Here is a 17384-nt window from a genome sequence, read left to right as displayed (position 1 = left end):
GGTTGATGCGCGCGCCGGGGGCGACCACGGGCTCGGCGAGGCAGGTGGCGAGCCAACCGGGGCCGTGCACCGCGTGGTTGACGGGCAGTTCGGAGCCGTCGGCATGGGGGAGGGGCACGGAGGCGGAGGCGCGGTAGAGCGGGCCGGCCTCCGGGTCGGCGAGGACATCGCGCTCCAGGGCGGCGAGCCCGGCGCTGCCCGGCCGCAACTGCACGGCCTGCTTGAGGAACGGCATGATGGCCGGGGCCCAGGTGGTCTTCCAGTCCCGCAGCGATGTGGTGCGTATCACGGGGTCGAGCAGCAGCCCGCGCATCACGTTGGTGGGGATGTGTCCGGCCGGGAAGAACCGCCGGAACTCCTCGTTGTGCGCGACGATGTCGAACTCCGCGTCACTGACGTACGCGAGCGCCCCGCCGAGCCGGTCCAGCAGTTCCTGCCACATCCCGGAAAGCGCTGTCCCGGAGTGGTCGTGCAGCGCGCGGGGCGGGTTCTGCCTGCGGGTGAGCTGCCACAGGAACATCCACTCCTGCTCGCTGAGGTTCAGGCTCTTCGCGACCGCGGTGAGGAAGTCGGCGGGCGGCCGCCGCAGTTGACCGTTCTCGAACCTGTTGTACGTCCCCCGGGCGCGGGCCAGCAGATCGTCCATCTGCTCCTGGCTCAACCCCTTGGCCCGCCTCCCGGGCCCGCCGGCCCGCCGCGGAAACCCCTTGCTCGCGGGATCGATCGCAGCCCGCCGCTCCTGAAGCACCTTCTTCAGTGCGGCACGGTCGCCAGTGGTGAGTCGCATGGCTCGCATTATCTGCAATAACCGCACGTGGAAAGCGGGGCGGGGGGCGGGTGAGACTCTCCGTCGGACCGGTCGGGAACGACGCCGTCCGCTCTGTCGGTGGCGGACGGTTCACCGGCCCCGTCTCAGGGCCACTGGGGAGCCCTGAGACGGGGCCGGTGCGGCCGGTCGGATCACCAGATGGCCTCGACCCACTCCGGGTGGTCGATGAACGGGTTCCGGTTGCCCTGGTAGTTGGTGTGGATGACGTCGTTCCGGCGCTCCTCGAAGGCGTCCGGCGGGTCCTCGTCGTTCCACTGCTTGAGCACCGAGAGGCGGCCGTGGAAGCGCACGCTGCCGTTGATGGCGTCGTTGGGCTCCAGGTCGGGCCAGCCGTCGTCGCCCTCGTAGCGGACGGCCATGTAGAGGATCATGCGGGCCACGTCGCCCTTGACGGCGTCGCGGGGCTCGAAGGAGTCGGAGTCGGTCAGGCTGCCGCCGGAGTTGGTGAAGCTGCTGCCGCCGTTGTCGAAGTCCTTGTTGCCACGGGTGCTGTTGACCTGTACGTCCTCGGGGCGCAGATGGTGCAGGTCGGTGCCGGGGCCGGCGGAGGTGCCGAAGTTGCCGTGGGACTGCGCCCAGACGTGCTCCCGGTTCCAGTCGCCCACGTCGCCGCCGTTGAGCGACTTGCTGCGGGAGATGCCCGAGTACAGCAGCTTGACGTTGTTGCTGTTGTTCGGGTCCTGGTCGGTGACCTTCAGCGCCTCCCAGACGGCCGAGTACGACAGCTTGGTCTGGGACTTGATGATGGTGTGCAGGGCGCTCTTCAGGCTCGTACCGGACTTGCCGATCGCGTTCTTGTAGTACGTGCTGTCGTAGGCGGTCGTGGTCGCCGCGGCGGGGGTCGCGGTGAGGGCGGGGGCGCTCAGTGCGACCAGGACGGTGGCGGTGGCGAGGGCCACCTGCCGGACGCGGGGTATGCGTGTCGCCAGCATGTGGGGAGTCCCATCTACGCGGGTTGATTGAAGGCGGCACCAGTGAGAGTGACATGCACATGAGGGGCTGTAAATGGACGTCACGTGTCGATTGGGTGTCCGGAATCGGCAAATCGGGTGTTGTCCCCGCGAGTTGACACGTGAAACGGCCACGGCGCGATAACGGCTTGTACAACCCTTGCCCAACGCCTACAACCACCCCCGTCGCCCGCGGGTCAACCGGGCATGACTCACCGCATATCCAGACGGGCCCGTTGGGTCGCGGGCGGCGTGCTGCTCGCCTCCGTGGCCGCGGTCACCCCCGCGAGCGCCGCGACGCCCACCGTCAGCTGCACGTCCGCCAAGGCCGGACTCGCCGAGAAGCTGAAGAAGGACATCACCGCCGCGCTCGCCAACCGCAAGGGCACCATCGCGGTAGGGCTCTACGACCGGTCCACCGACACCACGTGCACCCTGCGCCCCTCGACCGCCTACGACTCGGCCAGCGTGGTCAAGGTCACCGTCCTCGCCACCCTGCTGTGGGACGCGCAGAAGACCGGACGCTCCCTCACCAGCCGGGAGAAGTCCCTCGCCACGGCCATGATCACCAAGTCGGACAACGCCTCGACCACCACCCTGTGGAACCAGCTCGGCGTCACCAAGGTGAAGAAGTTCCTCACCGCGGCCGGCATGACCCAGACCAAGCCGGGTGCCAACGGCTACTGGGGCCTGACCCAGATCACCGTCACCGACGAGCAGAAGCTGATGAAGCTGCTCATCGCGAAGAACACGGTGCTCACCGACGCCTCCCGCAAGTACGTGCGCGAGCTGATGGGCAAGGTGGTCTCCTCCCAGCGCTGGGGCACCCCCTACGGCGCTCCCTCCGACGTCCTCGTGCACGTCAAGAACGGCTGGCTGCAGCGCGCCACCAACGGCTGGCGGGTGCACAGCGTCGGCACCTTCAAGGGCGGCGGGCACGACTACGTGATGACCGTGCTGACCCACGGCAACAGCACGATGAACTACGGCATCACCACCATTCAGGGCGTCGCCAAGGTCATCCACCGCGATCTCGACGCGAGTTGACGCCCTGCGGTCTCCCGCCCGTCACCTGCCCGCCCTACGGTGACGGGCATGCGCCCGAGACGAGGACTCACCGCCGCCGCCGTCGCCCTGGCGGCGGCAGCAGGCCTGACCGCCGCCAACGCCCCGCAGCACCACGCCTGTTCACCGCACGTCTCCATCGACCGCTTCTCCGACGCGCTCGACAAGACGACGTACCAGGGCACGTTCGTCGGCAACTTCTCCGGGCTGGCCGTGGACCGGGACGGCTCGCTCGCCGCGGTCTCCGACCGCTCGGCCCTCTTCACCCTGAACGCACGCACGCAGGCCCCGAGTTCGGTCGTCCCCCTGGCCGACGAGTACGGCGCCGCCCTCGACTCCGAGGGCCTGGCCGTCGAGCCCGACGGCACCCGCCTGATCAGCACCGAGGGCGAACCGGCGGTCCGCCACTACGACTTTGCGGGCCGCCTGCTCGGACGGCTCCCGGTCCCCGACGCCCTCCGGGTCGCCCCGGCGGGCCGGGGCACCGCCAACGGCACCTTCGAGGGCCTGACCCGCCACCGCGGCGGCCTCCTGGCCGCCATGGAGTACGCCCTCACCGGCGACACCGACGGCATCGTCCGCTTCCAGACCTGGCGCCGCCACAAGGGCACGTACGCGCTCTCCGCCCAGTACGCCTACCGCACCGACACCGGCCTCGGCGTCCCGGAGGTCCAGTCACTCCCCGACGGCCGCCTCCTGGTCCTGGAACGCGGCTTCACCTCCGGCGTCGGCAACACCGTCCGCCTCTACCTGGCCGACCCACGCCGCGCCACCGACACCTCCGCCGTCCCGTACCTCACCGGGCAGCCCGGCGTACGGCTGATCCGCAAGACCCTCCTCGCCGACATCGCGGACTGCCCCGACCTCGGCGCGACCGCGAAACAGCCGCAGCCGAACCCCCTGCTCGACAACATCGAGGCCATGACGATCACCGGCCGCACCCGAAGCGGCACCCTGAAGCTCCTGCTCGCCAGCGACGACAACCAGAACCCGAGCCAGACGACACGGTTGTACTGGCTCCGGGTGCGGGTCTAGCGAGGGGGTGCGGGTCCGGCGAAGCCCGGTCCCGGTCAGTACCCCGGCCGCTCGTCCTCGTCGAGCGTGCCGTCGCCGTTCTTGTCATACATGTAGTCGTAGGAGTCGTCGTAGGTGTCCCTGTAGCGCGTGCACCTGCCCTCCGCGCGCAGCTCGGGATCGTCGGTGTACCAGTTGCGCTGGACGGTGACCCGGATGCCGTCGTCGAGGGTGGCCGTGATGCCGGTCCCGGTCTTCTCCACCTCGCGTCCCTCCGCCCGCCAGGCGGCGCCGAGCGCCTTCAGCGCGGCGCGGAAGTCCTCGTCGCGCTCGTAGCTCAGGTCCCAGGTGTAGATCGGCCGGTCCCGGGTGACGTCGCCCTCGTCGAAGCCGAAGTCGTCGACGCAGGAGGAGCTGCCCTCCTGGACCGGGTAGGGCGCGCCCCGCGGTCCCGGGGTCAGGGCCAGGTACACCGCGTCGCCCGTCCACGTGGTCCGGCGCACATGCGCGCGGAACTCCTCGTTCGTGCCCACCGGGCCGCCCGCTATCCGCTGGTACCCCCAGGCCACCACAGCGATCAGCCCGGTCAGGACGGCGCCGACTGCGGTGAGCACGATGTTCTTCCTCATACCGGTGATCAAAGCCCGGCGGCAGGGTGCGGGGGCAGCGGCCGGATACTCAGACGGGCTGAGCGATCGTGCTCACTCACAGGAGTGACCCCGGGGATGAAATCGGATCCCCGGCACGTTGCCCCTTCGTGGACGATCACAAGGGAGGGCCGGACGTGGCAGCGCGGCAGGGTTGGGCGCGGAGACTGTGGGGGTACGCCTGGCGCTACCCGAAGGACGTGGTCCTCGCCCTCGGCTCCTCCCTCGCGGGCATGGCCGTCATGGCACTGGTACCGCTGATCACCAAGGTGATCATCGACGACGTGATCGGCGACAGGACCCGCGGCATGGCCCTGTGGGCGGGCCTGCTGATCGCCTCCGCGGTCGCCGTGTACGTGCTCACCTACATCCGCCGCTACTACGGCGGCCGGCTCGCCCTGGACGTGCAGCACGACCTGCGCACGGCGATGTACGACACGATCACCCGGCTCGACGGGCGGCGTCAGGACGAGCTGTCCACCGGGCAGGTCGTCGGCCGCGCCACCAGCGACCTCCAGCTGATCCAGGGCCTGCTGTTCATGCTCCCGATGACCATCGGGAACTTCGCCCTGTTCGCGATCTCCCTCGTCGTCATGGCCTGGCTGTCCCTGCCGCTGACCGCCGTCGCCCTGGCCGTCGCGCCCGCCCTGTGGTGGATCGCCCGCCGCAGCCGCGCCAAGCTGCACCCGTCCACCTGGTACGCGCAGGCGCAGGCCGCCGCCGTCGCGGGCGTCGTCGACGGCGCCGTCAGCGGCGTGCGCGTGGTCAAGGGCTTCGGGCAGGAGGAGCAGGAGACCGGCAAGCTCAGGGACGTCAGCAGGCGGCTGTTCGCCGGGCGGCTGCGCACCATCCGGTTCAACGCCAGGTACACCCCGGCCCTGCAGGCGGTCCCCGCGCTCGGCCAGGTCGCCATGCTGGCCCTCGGCGGCTGGCTCGCGGTGCGCGGGCACATCACCCTCGGCACCTTCGTCGCCTTCTCCACCTACCTCGCCCAGCTCGTCGGCCCGGTGCGGATGCTCGCCATGGTCCTCACCGTCGGGCAGCAGGCCCGCGCGGGCACCGAGCGCGTCCTGGAGCTGATCGACACCGAGCCCTCCCTGAAGGACGGCACCAAGGAGCTGCCCGCCGACGCCCCGGCCACCGTCGAGTTCGACGACGTCTCCTTCGCCTACTCCGACGGCACCCCCGTCCTGGACGGCCTCAGCTTCGAGATCCGCCCCGGCGAGACCCTCGCCGTCGTCGGCTCCTCCGGCTCCGGCAAGTCGACGGTGTCCCTGCTGCTGCCCCGCTTCTACGACGTCACCCACGGCGCCGTCCTCGTCGGCGGCCACGACGTGCGCGAACTCACTGTGGACTCGCTGCGCGCCGCGATCGGCCTGGTCCCCGAGGACTCCTTCCTCTTCTCCGACACGGTCCGCAACAACATCGCCTACGGCCGCCCCGACGCCACCCAGGAACAGATCGAGCAGGCCGCCCGCGCCGCCCAGGCCGACCGCTTCATCGCCGAGCTGCCCGAGGGCTACGACACCAAGGTCGGCGAGCACGGCCTGACCCTCTCCGGCGGCCAGCGCCAGCGCATCGCCCTGGCCCGCGCCATCCTCACCGACCCGCGCCTGCTGGTCCTGGACGACGCCACCTCCGCCGTCGACGCGCGCGTGGAGCACGAGATCCACCAGGCCCTCGCCCAGGTCATGGAGGGCCGCACCACACTCCTCATCGCCCACCGCCGCTCCACCCTGAACCTCGCCGACCGCATCGCCGTCCTCGACGGCGGCCGGCTCGCCGACCTCGGCACCCACGAGGAGCTGCAGCGGCGCTCCGCCCTCTACCGCAGGCTGCTCACCGACCCCGACGAACTCGGCGGCGTCTCCCCGGGCCACACCCCGGCCGCGTGTCCCGAGGAGGAGGACACCTCCGTACGGGCCGAACTGGACGCCGAGTTCGACGCCGAGCGCGGTATCACGCCCCGTCTGTGGGCGGGCGAGCGCACCCCGCGCGACACCGCCATGGACGGCACCCCCGCCACCCCCGAACTCCTCGCCCAGGTCGAGGCGCTGCCCCCGGCCGCCGACACACCCAAGGTCGACGAGGCCCGCGCGGTCACCCCGGAGGACTCCTACGGCCTGCGCCGCCTGCTGCGCGGCTTCGGCCTGCCCCTGCTGGCCAGCCTCGGCCTGGTCGCCGTCGACGCGGGCACCGGACTGCTGCTGCCGGTGCTGATCCGGCACGGCATCGACAGCGGGGTCTCCGAACTCGCCCTCGGCGCGGTCTGGGCCGCCTCCCTGCTGGCGCTGCTCGCGGTGACCGTGCAGTGGGCCGCACAGATCGGCGAGACCCTGATGACCGGGCGCACCGGCGAGCGGGTGCTGTACGCGCTCAGGCTGAAGATCTTCGCCCAGCTCCAGCGGCTCGGCCTGGACTACTACGAGCGCGAGCTGACCGGCCGGATCATGACCCGGATGACCACCGACGTCGACGCCCTGTCGACGTTCCTGCAGACCGGCCTGGTCACCGCGTTCGTCTCGGTCGTCACCTTCTTCGGCATCATGGGTGCCCTGCTGGTGATCGACCTCCAGCTCGCCCTGGTCGTCTTCGCCACCCTGCCCCCGCTGATCATCGCCACCTTCTTTTTCCGCCGGGCCAGCGTGAAGGCGTACGAACTGGCCCGCGAGCGGGTGTCGGTGGTCAACGCCGACCTCCAGGAGTCGGTCGCCGGACTGCGGATCGTGCAGGCCTTCCGGCGCGAGCGCGACGGCGGCGCCCGGTTCGCCGAGCGCAGCGACAGCTACCGGCAGGCCCGCATCCGCGGCCAGTGGCTGATCTCGGTGTACTTCCCCTTCGTGCAGTTCCTGTCGTCGGCGGCCGTCGCGGCGGTGCTGGTGGTAGGCGCGGGCCGGATCGACGCGGCGACGCTGACGACCGGCGCGCTGGTGGCGTACCTGCTCTACATCGACCTGTTCTTCGCCCCGGTCCAGCAGCTCTCCCAGGTCTTCGACGGCTACCAGCAGGCCACCGTGTCGCTGGGCCGCATCCAGGAACTGCTGCGGGAGCCGACATCCACCAAGAGCGCGGACGAACCGCTCGACGTGCTCTCCCTGCGCGGCGAGATCGCCTTCGAGGACGTGCACTTCGCCTACGGCGCCGACGAGGAGGCGCTGACCGGCATCGACCTGCACATCCCGGCCGGGCAGACCGTCGCCTTCGTCGGCGAGACCGGCGCGGGCAAGTCCACCCTGGTCAAGCTGGTCGCCCGGTTCTACGACCCGACCTCCGGCCGGGTCACCGTCGACGGCACCGATCTGCGCGCCCTTGACATGACGGCCTACCGGCACCGCCTGGGCGTCGTCCCGCAGGAGGCGTACCTCTTCCAGGGCACCGTCCGCGACGCCATCGCCTACGGCCGCCCCGAGGCGACGGACGCCGAGGTGGAGGCGGCGGCCCGCGCGGTGGGCGCCCACGAGATGATCGCCACCCTGGAGGGCGGCTATCTGCACGAGGTCGCCGAGCGCGGACGCAACCTCTCGGCCGGACAGCGCCAGCTCATCGCGCTGGCCCGCGCCGAGCTGGTCGACCCGGACGTCCTGTTGCTGGACGAGGCGACGGCGGCCCTGGACCTGGCCACCGAGGCGCAGGTCAACCAGGCCACCGACCGGCTGGCGGGACGCCGTACGACGCTGGTGGTCGCGCACCGGCTGACCACCGCCGCGCGCGCCGACCGGGTCGTGGTCATGGACCACGGCCGGGTCGCCGAGGACGGCACCCACGACGAACTGCTCGCCCGCGGCGGCCGGTACGCCGAGCTGTGGCGGACCTTCCTGGGCGAACCGGTCGGAGTCGAGTCGGTCTGACGCCTCGCGCGCAACCGTCCGATGTCCGCCGTGCGTCCGTACATCAGTACGCTCATCGCCGGGGTACGGGGAGGACGACACGTGGACAGTGGTGCGATGCGCCGACGGCTGGGGATGGGGCTCGCCCTGCTGACCGCGTCCGGACTGCTGGCACTCGCGGCGCCGGCCGACGCGCACGCCGCCGGTACGTCGTGTCCCGGCCGCAAGGTCCGCACGGTGCCGTTCTCCACCGGGTCCGTGCAGGTGTACCGCAGCGGCGGCACGGTGTGCGCCTTCACCCTCGCCAGGAACCCCGGCCCCAAGCGCACGATGTCGGTCAGCGTGCAGGCGCGCGGCCACCGTCCGGTGCCGTACTCCGGCAAGCACCGGCGCAAGACCCGCACGGTGTCGGTGTACGCCGGTCAGCGCTGTGTGAAGGTGACCGGCCGGGTCGGCGGCGGCAAGGGAGCGTCGGGCTGGATCCTGTGCTGAGCCCGCCACCACACGTCCACGCCTCCCAAACCCTTTACCCGACCACACTTCTGAGCCCCTGTCACAGAAGGTTTTGTCGGTAACTCCTCTGGTGTGGTCGTCAGTTGCTCCGATAGCTTCCGGGCGCACATCTGACTCACAGGGGAGGGTGCATGCGCAAGGCGCTCAGATGGCTGCTGGCGCTCACGGTGCTCATAGGCACATTGAGCACGGCGGGGACGGCCACCGCCGCCCAGCCGGAGGCCACCACCGACATCAAGGACCGGCTGCTCGCGATTCGCGGTATGAGCCTGGTCGAGGAGAAGCCGTACCCCGGCTACCGCTTCTTCGTCCTGAACTACACCCAGCCGGTCGACCACCGCCACCCGTCCAAGGGCACGTTCCAGCAGCGGATCACCGTGCTGCACAAGGACGTCAGCCGGCCGACGGTGTTCTACACCGGCGGCTACAACGTCTCCACGAGCCCGAGCCGGCGCGAGCCGACGCAGATCGTGGACGGCAACCAGATCTCCATGGAGTACCGCTTCTTCACCCCGTCGCGCCCGGCCCCGGCCGACTGGTCGAAGCTGGACATCTGGCAGGCGGCCAGCGACCAGCACCGCATCTTCAAGGCGCTGAAGCCGATCTACGCCAAGAAGTGGATCTCCACCGGCGGTTCCAAGGGCGGCATGACCGCCACCTACTACGAGCGCTTCTACCCGCGCGACATGGACGGCGTCGTCGCCTACGTCGCCCCCAACGACGTGGTGAACAAGGAGGACTCCGCCTACGACAAGTTCTTCGCGAAGGTCGGCACCAAGGAGTGCCGCGACCGGCTGAACGGCGTGCAGCGCGAGGCGCTGGTCCGCCGTGAGCCGCTGGAGCAGCGCTACGCCGCCTTCGCCGCCGAGAACGGCTACACCTTCGACACCATCGGCAGCCTGGACAAGGCGTACGAGGCGACCGTCCTCGACTACGTCTGGGGCTTCTGGCAGTACAGCCTGCTCTCCGACTGCGCCACCATCCCGGCGGACGCGAAGAACGCGACGGACGAGGAGATCTGGAACTCCATCGACACCATCGCGGGCTTCAGCTTCTACACCGACCAGGGCCTGGAGCCGTACACGCCGTACTACTACCAGGCGGGCACCCAGCTCGGCGCGCCGACGATCGTCTTCCCGCACATCGAGAAGCGCTACATCCGCTACGGCTACCTGCCGCCGCGCAACTTCGTGCCGCGCTCGATCCCGATGCGCTTCGACCCGCACGCCATGCGTGACGTCGACTCCTGGGTCCGCCACAACGCCCGCCACATGCTCTTCGTGTACGGCGAGAACGACCCGTGGGGCGCGGAGCCGTTCCGCCTCGGCAAGGGCGCGCGCGACTCGTACGTCTTCACCGCGCCCGGCGCCAACCACGGCGCGCGCGTGGACGGTCTGGTGGAGTCCGAGAAGGCCCTCGCCACGGCGAAGATCCTCCAGTGGGCCGGCGTCGCACCCTCCTCGGTCCAGTCGAACCCGGCCAAGGCGAAGCCGCTGGCGAAGTTCGACGCGAAGCTCGACAAGCGGGGCGTGGAGCGGACGCTGCGTCCGTAGTACGACCCCGGTAGGTCTGTGCCCGGCCGGTCACACCGGCCGGGCACAGCCCACCGGACGCTCCCCGCCGAGCTGGACGTACAGGGCCGTCGAGGCCGGGCACTGGGACCGCTTGCCGACCGCCTTGACCACCTTGTACTGAGGCTTCTTCTCCGACTTGCCGTCGCAGGACGTCTCCCTCACCTGCCGCCCGCCGCCGGTGGAGTACACGCAGTCCCCGACGATCGTGCGGGGCCCGCCGCCCTCGCCCGGGTCGCCGGGATGCGGTGGCTCCAGATTGCGCATGCAGGCGTAGCCCTGGGGCACCGCCCCGTCGCCGTCCTCGTCGGACGGGCTCTGCTCGGAGATGTGCAGCACGAAGTCGGTGGTGCCGGGACAGGGCGGGCCGTCCTCCACGGTGCCGTCGTGCCGGGCGACCACCCGGGCCGCCGCACGCTCCCCGTCGCAGGGCACCTCGGTGAAGCTGGTGGTCCCGAAGGAACTGCACTCGTCCACGGCCAGGAACACCGAGCCGTACCCCTGGGGCCGGCGCTCGACGGGCGCCGACGAGGTGTTCTGGGCCACCGGTTCCTCCGACTGGCAGCCCGCCAGCAGCACCGCCGCCAGCAGGGCCGCCCCCACGGCATGTCTCCCACGCATCGCATTCCCCCCACTTCCCCCGCGTCCAGCGTGGCCCGCGCGGGCGGGCACACGCCAGACATACGGGGCGCAATGCGACGAACAGGGGTGGTGCGCCCATGCGGTGGCGTACCGGGACTACGCCGGATACGACAGCCCGTGCCCTACCGGATAGAGCACCCGGCCCGGATCGTCGGCCCGCTGCACCGGCACCGGCAGCTTCCCGCGCGGCCGCACCGCACCGGCGATCACCCGGGCCGCCGCCCGCAGTTCGACATCCGTCCACGAGTACGCGGCCAGGTACCCCTTCACCGCGGGCAGATGGGCGACGTCGTACGGGTTGCGGACCGCCACCGCCACCACCGGCCTCCCGGTCGCGAGGAGTTCGCTGACCAGGGTCTTCTGGCTGCTGGTCGCCGTCACGTTGTACGTCCCCACCACCACCGCGTCCGCCTCCTGCGCGGCGGCCACCGCGCGGGCGATGACCGCGGCGGAGGGTGCCGTGCCGGTGGACAGCGCGGTGGCGGTGAAGCCGAGTTCGGTGAGAGCGCCCGCGAGGACCGAGGTCGGCGGGCCGGTGGTGCCCGACGGGGAGGCCGGATCGGCGCCGACCACCAGGAGCTTCCGCGTCCCGGCGGGGGAGAGCGGCAGCAGGCCGCCCTCGTTCACCAGCAGGGTCGTGGTGCGCTCGGCGATCCGGTCGGCGGCCCTGAGGTGGGCGCCGATGCCGACCGTGCGGTCCACACCCCGGTGGGTGACGTACGGGCTGGTGAACAGGCCGAGCCGCGCCTTCAGCCGCAGGATCCGCAGGATCGACCGGTCCAGGCGCGCCTCGGTCAGCTCGCCGTCGCGCACCGCCTTCAGTACGGCGTTCCAGGCGACGTCCAGGTTCGGCGGGTTGAGGAGCTGGTCCACGCCCGCCTTCAGGGCCAGCACCGGCACCCGGTCGTCGCCGTACTTGGTGCGCACGCCCTCCATGCCGAGCGAGTCGGTGACCACGACCCCGTCGTAGCCCAGTTCCTCGCGCAGGATGCCGGTGAGGATCGGGTGGGAGAGGGTGGCCGGGTCGCCGGAGTCGTCGAGCGCCGGGACCATGATGTGCGCGGTCATGATCGAGTCGATGCCCGCCTTGACCGCCGCCCGGAACGGGGGCGCGTCCAGCTCCTCCCACTGGGCGCGGGTGTGGTTGATGACCGGGAAGCCGTAGTGGCTGTCCACCTCGGTGTCGCCGTGCCCGGGGAAGTGCTTGGCGGTCGCCGCGACCGAGGCGTGCTCGTAGCCCTTGACCTCGGCGGCGACCAAACGGGACACCGCGGCCGGTTCCGAGCCGAAGGAACGCACGCCGATGACCGGGTTGGCCGGGTTGACGTTCACGTCGGCGACGGGGGAGTAGTTCTGCCGGATGCCCAGCGCGCGCAGCTCCTTGCCGGCGATCCGGCCGAGGGTGCGGGCGTCGTCGGCCGAACCGCCGGCGCCGATGGCCATCGCGCCGGGGAACAGGGTGGCGGGCTCGCCCACGCGCGCGACTATGCCGTGCTCCTGGTCGGTGGAGATCAGCACGGGCAGGCCGCGCGGCAGGTCCAGGGACGCCTTCTGGATGCCGTTGGAGAGGTCGGCGATCTGGTGCGGGTCACGGGTGTTGTGGGCCCAGGCGAAGTAGATGATGCCGCCAACGCGGTACTTGGCGAGCAGTTCGGCCGCCGTACGGACGCCGATCTCCTTGAGGTTGGCGTCGATGTCGGCCTGGTCGGGAGCGGTGGCGGAGTGGCCGTAGACCCGCATCACGAAGAGCTGGCCGACCTTCTCCTGAAGCGTCATACGGGAGATGAGGGACCGGAGCTTCCTGTCGTCCGCGTGGGCGGTGCCGCCCACCGCGAGGGTGGCGGCGACTCCCGCCGTGGCGGCGAGGACGGTGCGTCTGGAGGGCAACGTGCACTCCTTCCGGAGGTGGTCCGGTGAAAGAAACTTCCGAGGAGTCACCAATAACCGGGAAGTTTCTGCCAGTCAAGAGAGTGCACAGTAACGCGAGCGCGGCGGTGAACCCGGGAATGAGGGCCGGGTGCGGCCCGCAGGTGAGGGTCCGCCATCGGCGCTTTGGAGGGGGGCGCGCCGATGGCGGAGAGGCTGTCGGCCGCGGCGCGGCGGAGAGGGTGGGTCAGCGTTCGCAGCCAGCAGCGAGGCCGACACCGCGCCGTGGTGACTCTCCGACAGCTCGCGGATTGGACGAGTGGGCGCGGGGCAGGGTTCCCGCCCGCGCCCGGTTTTCCGCAAGTTGGTACGCCCGTGCCGCACGGGACGGGTGAGGCGCTGTCAGCTCGCCTTCGCCGGGCCCGAGGTGTCGACGGCCAGGGAGACGGCGAGCCCGCCGAGCACGGTGCCCATGACATAGCGCTGGACCCGCAGCCAGCCGGGGCGGCGGGCGAGGAAGACCGCGATGGTCCCGGCGGCCAGCACGATGGAGAGGTTGACGGTCACGGCGACCGCGATCTGCACCGAGCCCAGCAGCAGCCCCTGGACCAGCACATGACCGGCCTGCGGGTCGATGAACTGCGGGATCAGGGACAGGTACATGATGGCGATCTTCGGGTTGAGCAGATTGGTCACCAGCCCCATCGTGAACAGCCGCCGCGGCGAGTCGTGCGGCACGTCCTTCGGCGCGAACACCGAGACCCCGCCCGGCCGCAGGGCGCACCACGCCAGCCAGCCGAGGTAGCCGGCACCGGCCAGCTTGACGGCGACGTACAGCTCGGGGACGGCGTAGAAGACGACGGAGAGGCCGAGGTTGGCGGCGGTGAGGTAGACGAGGAACCCGACGGCGACCCCGCCGAGGGAGATCACTCCGGCGCGGCGGCCCTGGGTGATGCTGCGCGAGACGAGGTAGAGCATGTTCGGCCCGGGGGTGAGCACCATGCCGAGGGCGATGACGAAGACACCGAGGACTCCACTGGGATCGACCACGACAAAACTCTCCAGTCCCTGAGTGCCTGAGTGCCTGAGTGCCTGAGTGCCTGAGTGCCTGAGTGCCTGAGTGCCTGAGTGCATTGAGCTTAGATCGCCGAATTGCCTCGATGCAATGAAATCATTGCACTCGGTGCAATGGTGTGGTTGGCTGGGCGATTGGCATTGTTCGACTGTGATGGGGACGGATCGGTGCGGGACTTCCGGAGCGTGGCCGACGAGGTGGCGGCGGAGATCAGGTCGGGTGCCCTCAAGCCGGGCGACCGCCTCCCCCCGCAGCGCGCCTTCGCCCGCCGCTACGGCATCGCCAACTCCACGGCCACCCGCGTCTACCAGGAGCTGGGCCGACGCGGACTGACGGTCGGCGAGGTGGGCCGGGGCACCTTCGTACGGGCGACGGCCGCGACCGACCCGCCCGCGCTGGGCGAGCCCGCGAGCAGCAGGATCGACCTGGAGCTGAACTACCCGTCCGTACCCGAGCAGTCGGCGCTGCTCGCCGGGGCCCTGGAGGGCCTGCTGCGCACCGACGCCTTCGGGCAGGCACTGCGCCCGGTGGGCCCGGCGGGCGGTCCGGCGGCACGTGAGGCGGCGGCCGACCTGCTCACCCGGGGCGGCTGGCGCCCGGACCCGGCGCGGGTGCTGTTCGCGGGGAACGGCCGCCAGGCCCTGTCGGCGGTGTTCGCGGCGCTGGTGCCGCCGGGCGGGCGGCTCGGGGTGGAGGAGTTCACCTATCCCGTGGCCAAGGCGATCGCGGGCCGCCTGGGCATCACGCCGGTCCCGCTGGCGATGGACGAGGAGGGCATCGTCCCCGAGGCCCTGGCGGAGGCCCACCGCGCGGCCCCGCTGCACGCGGTGTACGCACAGCCGGTGCTGCAAAACCCCCTGTCGCTGACGATGCCGGAGGGCAGGAGGACGCGGCTGGCCGAGCTGCTGCGCCGCCTGGACCTGCGCCTGGTCGAGGACACGATCTGGGCCTTCCTGCGCGACGAACTGCCCCCGCTGGCGGCGCTGCTGCCCGAGCGGACGGTCCTGGTGGACAGCCTCTCCAAGCGCCTGGCGCCGGGCCTCTCGCTCGGCTACGTGGTGACTCCGTCCCCCCTGCTCGGCGACGTGGCCGCCGCCCTGCGCTCGGGCGGCTGGACCGCCCAGCACTTCAACCTGGAGGCGGCGACCCGCTGGCAGGACGAGGGCGTGGTACGCCGCCTGGTGCGCGCCAAGCAACGGGACGCGGCGGCCCGCCAGGACATCGCGGCCCGCCGCCTGTCGGGCTTCGAGCTGCGCACGGACCCCCGCTCCTACCAGTGCTGGTGGCAGCTCCCCCGCCCCTGGCGGGCCGACACGTTCGTGGCGGCGGCCTCCCGCTACGGCATCGGCGTCCCCCCGGCCGCGGCCTTCACCGTGGACCCCGCCCACGCCCCGAACGCCATCCGCCTGGGCCTGGCCACCCCGACCCCGGAGACGCTGTCGACCGCCCTGAGAACCCTGGCGGCCCTGGCCCGCTCGACCCCGGACGACATGGCGACGGACTGATCCGCCGCTGGCTCGGGGCGCCCTCCGTCCGGGCCTGGCGGCCAAGCCACCGCAGACGCTGTCGACCACCGTGAGGACCCTGGCGGCTTTGGCCCGCTCTCCCCCGGAGGACGTGGGACGGCCTGATCCCATGCCGGCCCCGAACGCTCTCCGTCCGGGCGTGGCGGCCAAGCCACCGGAGACGCTGTCGACCACCGTGAGGACCCTGGCGGCCCTGGCCCGCTCGACCCCGGACGACAGGGCGACGGCCTGATCCCGCACCGCCATCGACCGATCTCACACCAGCCCCGAACGCCAGGGCCGAAGAGACCGGCGCCGAACGCCAGACCACCGGCACAGGCCCCGGGCGCCAGGGCCGAAGGCCCCCAGCCCCGAACTCAGCTCACCGGCACCGGCGCCGAACGCCAGACCACCGGCACAGGCCCCGGGCGCCAGGGCCGAAGGCCCCCAGCCCCGAACTCAGCCCACCGGCACCGGCGCCGAACGCCAGCCCGCCGGCACAGGCCCCGGGCGCCAGGCCGAGACAGCGCCCCCGGGCCCCGGCCGAACACTCCACCCCCGCCCAGTAACACCCGGCTGTCCAATTCGCGTCCATCTCGTGGACTTCCGGGCGGAGGCGGCGTGGGGCGGGCGATCATGGGGGTATGCCAGTCGTCGACATTCCCGGTTCCAAGTCCATCACCGCGCGCGCCCTCTTCCTGGCGGCGGCGGCCGACGGAGTCACCACCCTGGTGCGGCCGCTGCGGTCGGACGACACCGAGGGATTCGCGGAGGGGCTGACCCGGCTCGGGTACCGGGTCGGGCGGACACCGGACAGCTGGCAGGTGGACGGGCGGCCGCAGGGCCCCGCCGTCGCCGAGGCGGACGTGTACTGCAGGGACGGCGCGACGACCGCCCGCTTCCTGCCCACCCTGGCCGCCGCGGGCCACGGCACGTACCGTTTCGACGCCTCCGAGCAGATGCGCCGCCGCCCGCTGCTGCCGCTCACCCGCGCCCTGCGCGAGCTGGGCGTGGACCTGCGGCACGAGGACCGCGAGGGCCACCACCCGCTGACCGTGCACGCCTCCGGCGTCGCGGGCGGCGAGGTGACGCTGGACGCCGGTCAGTCCTCGCAGTACCTGACCGCGCTGCTGCTGCTCGGCCCGCTCACCGAGAAGGGCCTGCGCGTCCACGTCACCGACCTGGTCTCGGTGCCGTACGTGGAGATCACGATCGCGATGATGCGGGCGTTCGGGGTGGAGGTGGTCCGCCAGGGCAAGGACTTCGTGGTCCCGCCGGGCGGCTACCGGGCCACCACCTACCCCATCGAGCCCGACGCCTCCACCTCCAGCTACTTCTTCGCCGCCGCGGCCCTGACCGGCGGCGAGGTCACCGTGCCGGGTCTGGGCGAGGGCGCCCTCCAGGGCGACCTGGGCTTCGTGGACGTACTGCGCCGGATGGGCGCCGACGTGGAGATCGGCGCCGACCGCACCACGGTCCGCGGCACCGGCACCCTGCGCGGCCTGACCGTCAACATGCGGGACATCTCCGACACCATGCCCACCCTCGCCGCCCTCGCCCCCTTCGCCGACGGCCCCGTCCGCATCGAGGACGTCGCCAACACCCGGGTGAAGGAGTGCGACCGCCTGGAGGCCTGCGCGGAGAACCTGCGCGCGATGGGCGTCCGCGTGGAGACCGGCCCGGACTGGATCGAGATCCACCCCGGCGCGGCCCCCACGGGCACGGAGATCAAGACCTACGGCGACCACCGCATCGTCATGTCCTTCGCCGTCACCGGCCTGCGTGTCCCCGGCATCTCCTTCGACGACCCCGGCTGCGTCCGCAAGACCTTCCCGGGCTTCCACGAGGAGTTCGCGGCCCTGCGCGCCCGCCTGTGACCC

At 71.5% G+C, this 17384-nt stretch carries 12 protein-coding genes and 1 pseudogene; 7 read left to right on the top strand and 6 right to left on the bottom strand.

Features of this window, described 5'->3' with window-relative positions:
• Nucleotides 1-154: 154 nt before the first annotated feature.
• Together ACZ7L7_RS04865 and ACZ7L7_RS04860 are read right to left on the bottom strand one after the other, a co-directional pair.
• A pseudogene (locus ACZ7L7_RS04865) lies at nt 155-787 on the bottom strand (MmyB family transcriptional regulator); the annotation flags it as partial.
• A 173-nt stretch (nt 788-960) separates the two neighbouring features.
• Nucleotides 961-1761, bottom strand: coding sequence for an endonuclease I family protein (locus ACZ7L7_RS04860; protein ID WP_285510938.1), 801 nt, complete (start codon nt 1759-1761; stop codon nt 961-963).
• 225 nt (nt 1762-1986) lie between these two features.
• Between ACZ7L7_RS04860 and ACZ7L7_RS04855 the strand changes: the two genes are divergently transcribed.
• Together ACZ7L7_RS04855 and ACZ7L7_RS04850 are read left to right on the top strand one after the other, a co-directional pair.
• A complete protein-coding gene (locus ACZ7L7_RS04855) occupies nt 1987-2826 on the top strand; it encodes a serine hydrolase (RefSeq protein ID WP_285510939.1) in 840 nt (279 codons plus the stop codon).
• A 48-nt stretch (nt 2827-2874) separates the two neighbouring features.
• Complete coding sequence (locus ACZ7L7_RS04850; protein ID WP_472074782.1) at nt 2875-3879, top strand: esterase-like activity of phytase family protein; 1005 nt, start codon at nt 2875-2877, stop codon at nt 3877-3879.
• 35 nt (nt 3880-3914) lie between these two features.
• Here ACZ7L7_RS04850 and ACZ7L7_RS04845 read toward each other — a convergent pair whose 3' ends face one another.
• Nucleotides 3915-4487: a hypothetical protein gene (locus ACZ7L7_RS04845; RefSeq protein WP_472074780.1), complete on the bottom strand. Its 573-nt coding sequence runs from the start codon at nt 4485-4487 to the stop codon at nt 3915-3917.
• A 155-nt stretch (nt 4488-4642) separates the two neighbouring features.
• Here ACZ7L7_RS04845 and ACZ7L7_RS04840 point away from each other — a divergent pair, with 155 nt between their 5' ends.
• The 3 genes from ACZ7L7_RS04840 (at nt 4643) to ACZ7L7_RS04830 (ending at nt 10398) form a co-directional block, all read left to right on the top strand.
• Entirely contained in the window at nt 4643-8353 is a 3711-nt protein-coding gene (locus ACZ7L7_RS04840) for an ABC transporter ATP-binding protein (protein ID WP_472074778.1), read from the top strand.
• Nucleotides 8354-8449: 96 nt separating this feature from the next.
• A complete protein-coding gene (locus ACZ7L7_RS04835) occupies nt 8450-8824 on the top strand; it encodes a hypothetical protein (protein ID WP_472074776.1) in 375 nt (124 codons plus the stop codon).
• Nucleotides 8825-8976: 152 nt separating this feature from the next.
• Complete coding sequence (locus ACZ7L7_RS04830) at nt 8977-10398, top strand: S28 family serine protease (protein WP_285510944.1); 1422 nt, start codon at nt 8977-8979, stop codon at nt 10396-10398.
• 30 nt (nt 10399-10428) lie between these two features.
• On the opposite strand, the gene ACZ7L7_RS04825 is transcribed toward ACZ7L7_RS04830, so the two are convergent.
• The 3 genes from ACZ7L7_RS04825 to ACZ7L7_RS04815 form a co-directional block, all read right to left on the bottom strand.
• The gene (locus ACZ7L7_RS04825; RefSeq protein WP_471429096.1) at nt 10429-11037 is read right to left on the bottom strand and encodes a hypothetical protein; all 609 of its coding nucleotides are present in this window, start codon (nt 11035-11037) and stop codon (nt 10429-10431) included.
• Nucleotides 11038-11154: 117 nt separating this feature from the next.
• Entirely contained in the window at nt 11155-12945 is a 1791-nt protein-coding gene (locus ACZ7L7_RS04820) for a glycoside hydrolase family 3 protein (RefSeq protein ID WP_471429098.1), read from the bottom strand.
• 381 nt (nt 12946-13326) lie between these two features.
• On the bottom strand, nt 13327-13974 hold the full coding sequence (locus tag ACZ7L7_RS04815; RefSeq protein WP_453606753.1) for a LysE family translocator: 648 nt from the start codon (nt 13972-13974) through the stop codon (nt 13327-13329).
• 192 nt (nt 13975-14166) lie between these two features.
• Here ACZ7L7_RS04815 and ACZ7L7_RS04810 point away from each other — a divergent pair, with 192 nt between their 5' ends.
• Nucleotides 14167-15504, top strand: a complete 1338-nt coding sequence (locus ACZ7L7_RS04810) for an aminotransferase-like domain-containing protein (protein ID WP_453606756.1) — start codon at nt 14167-14169, stop codon at nt 15502-15504.
• Between the two features lie 644 nt (nt 15505-16148).
• Nucleotides 16149-17381 carry a 3-phosphoshikimate 1-carboxyvinyltransferase gene (gene aroA, locus ACZ7L7_RS04805; RefSeq protein ID WP_472074773.1) on the top strand — a complete coding sequence of 411 codons (1233 nt, stop codon included), beginning with the start codon at nt 16149-16151 and terminating at the stop codon, nt 17379-17381.
• Nucleotides 17382-17384 lie beyond the last annotated feature (3 nt).

Source organism: Streptomyces sp. NPDC110618, from assembly GCF_055657065.1.
Note: the sequence above shows the minus strand (reverse complement) of the source record. Positions and strands in the feature narration are given on the sequence as shown.

Coding starts and splice junctions, on each gene's coding strand:
- ACZ7L7_RS04860 (WP_285510938.1), bottom strand. CDS start 1,761: ATGCTGGCGACACGCATACCCCGCGTCCGGCAGGTGGCCCTCGCCACC.
- ACZ7L7_RS04855 (WP_285510939.1), top strand. CDS start 1,987: ATGACTCACCGCATATCCAGACGGGCCCGTTGGGTCGCGGGCGGCGTG.
- ACZ7L7_RS04850 (WP_472074782.1), top strand. CDS start 2,875: ATGCGCCCGAGACGAGGACTCACCGCCGCCGCCGTCGCCCTGGCGGCG.
- ACZ7L7_RS04845 (WP_472074780.1), bottom strand. CDS start 4,487: ATGAGGAAGAACATCGTGCTCACCGCAGTCGGCGCCGTCCTGACCGGG.
- ACZ7L7_RS04835 (WP_472074776.1), top strand. CDS start 8,450: ATGCGCCGACGGCTGGGGATGGGGCTCGCCCTGCTGACCGCGTCCGGA.
- ACZ7L7_RS04830 (WP_285510944.1), top strand. CDS start 8,977: ATGCGCAAGGCGCTCAGATGGCTGCTGGCGCTCACGGTGCTCATAGGC.
- ACZ7L7_RS04825 (WP_471429096.1), bottom strand. CDS start 11,037: ATGCGTGGGAGACATGCCGTGGGGGCGGCCCTGCTGGCGGCGGTGCTG.
- aroA (WP_472074773.1), top strand. CDS start 16,149: ATGCCAGTCGTCGACATTCCCGGTTCCAAGTCCATCACCGCGCGCGCC.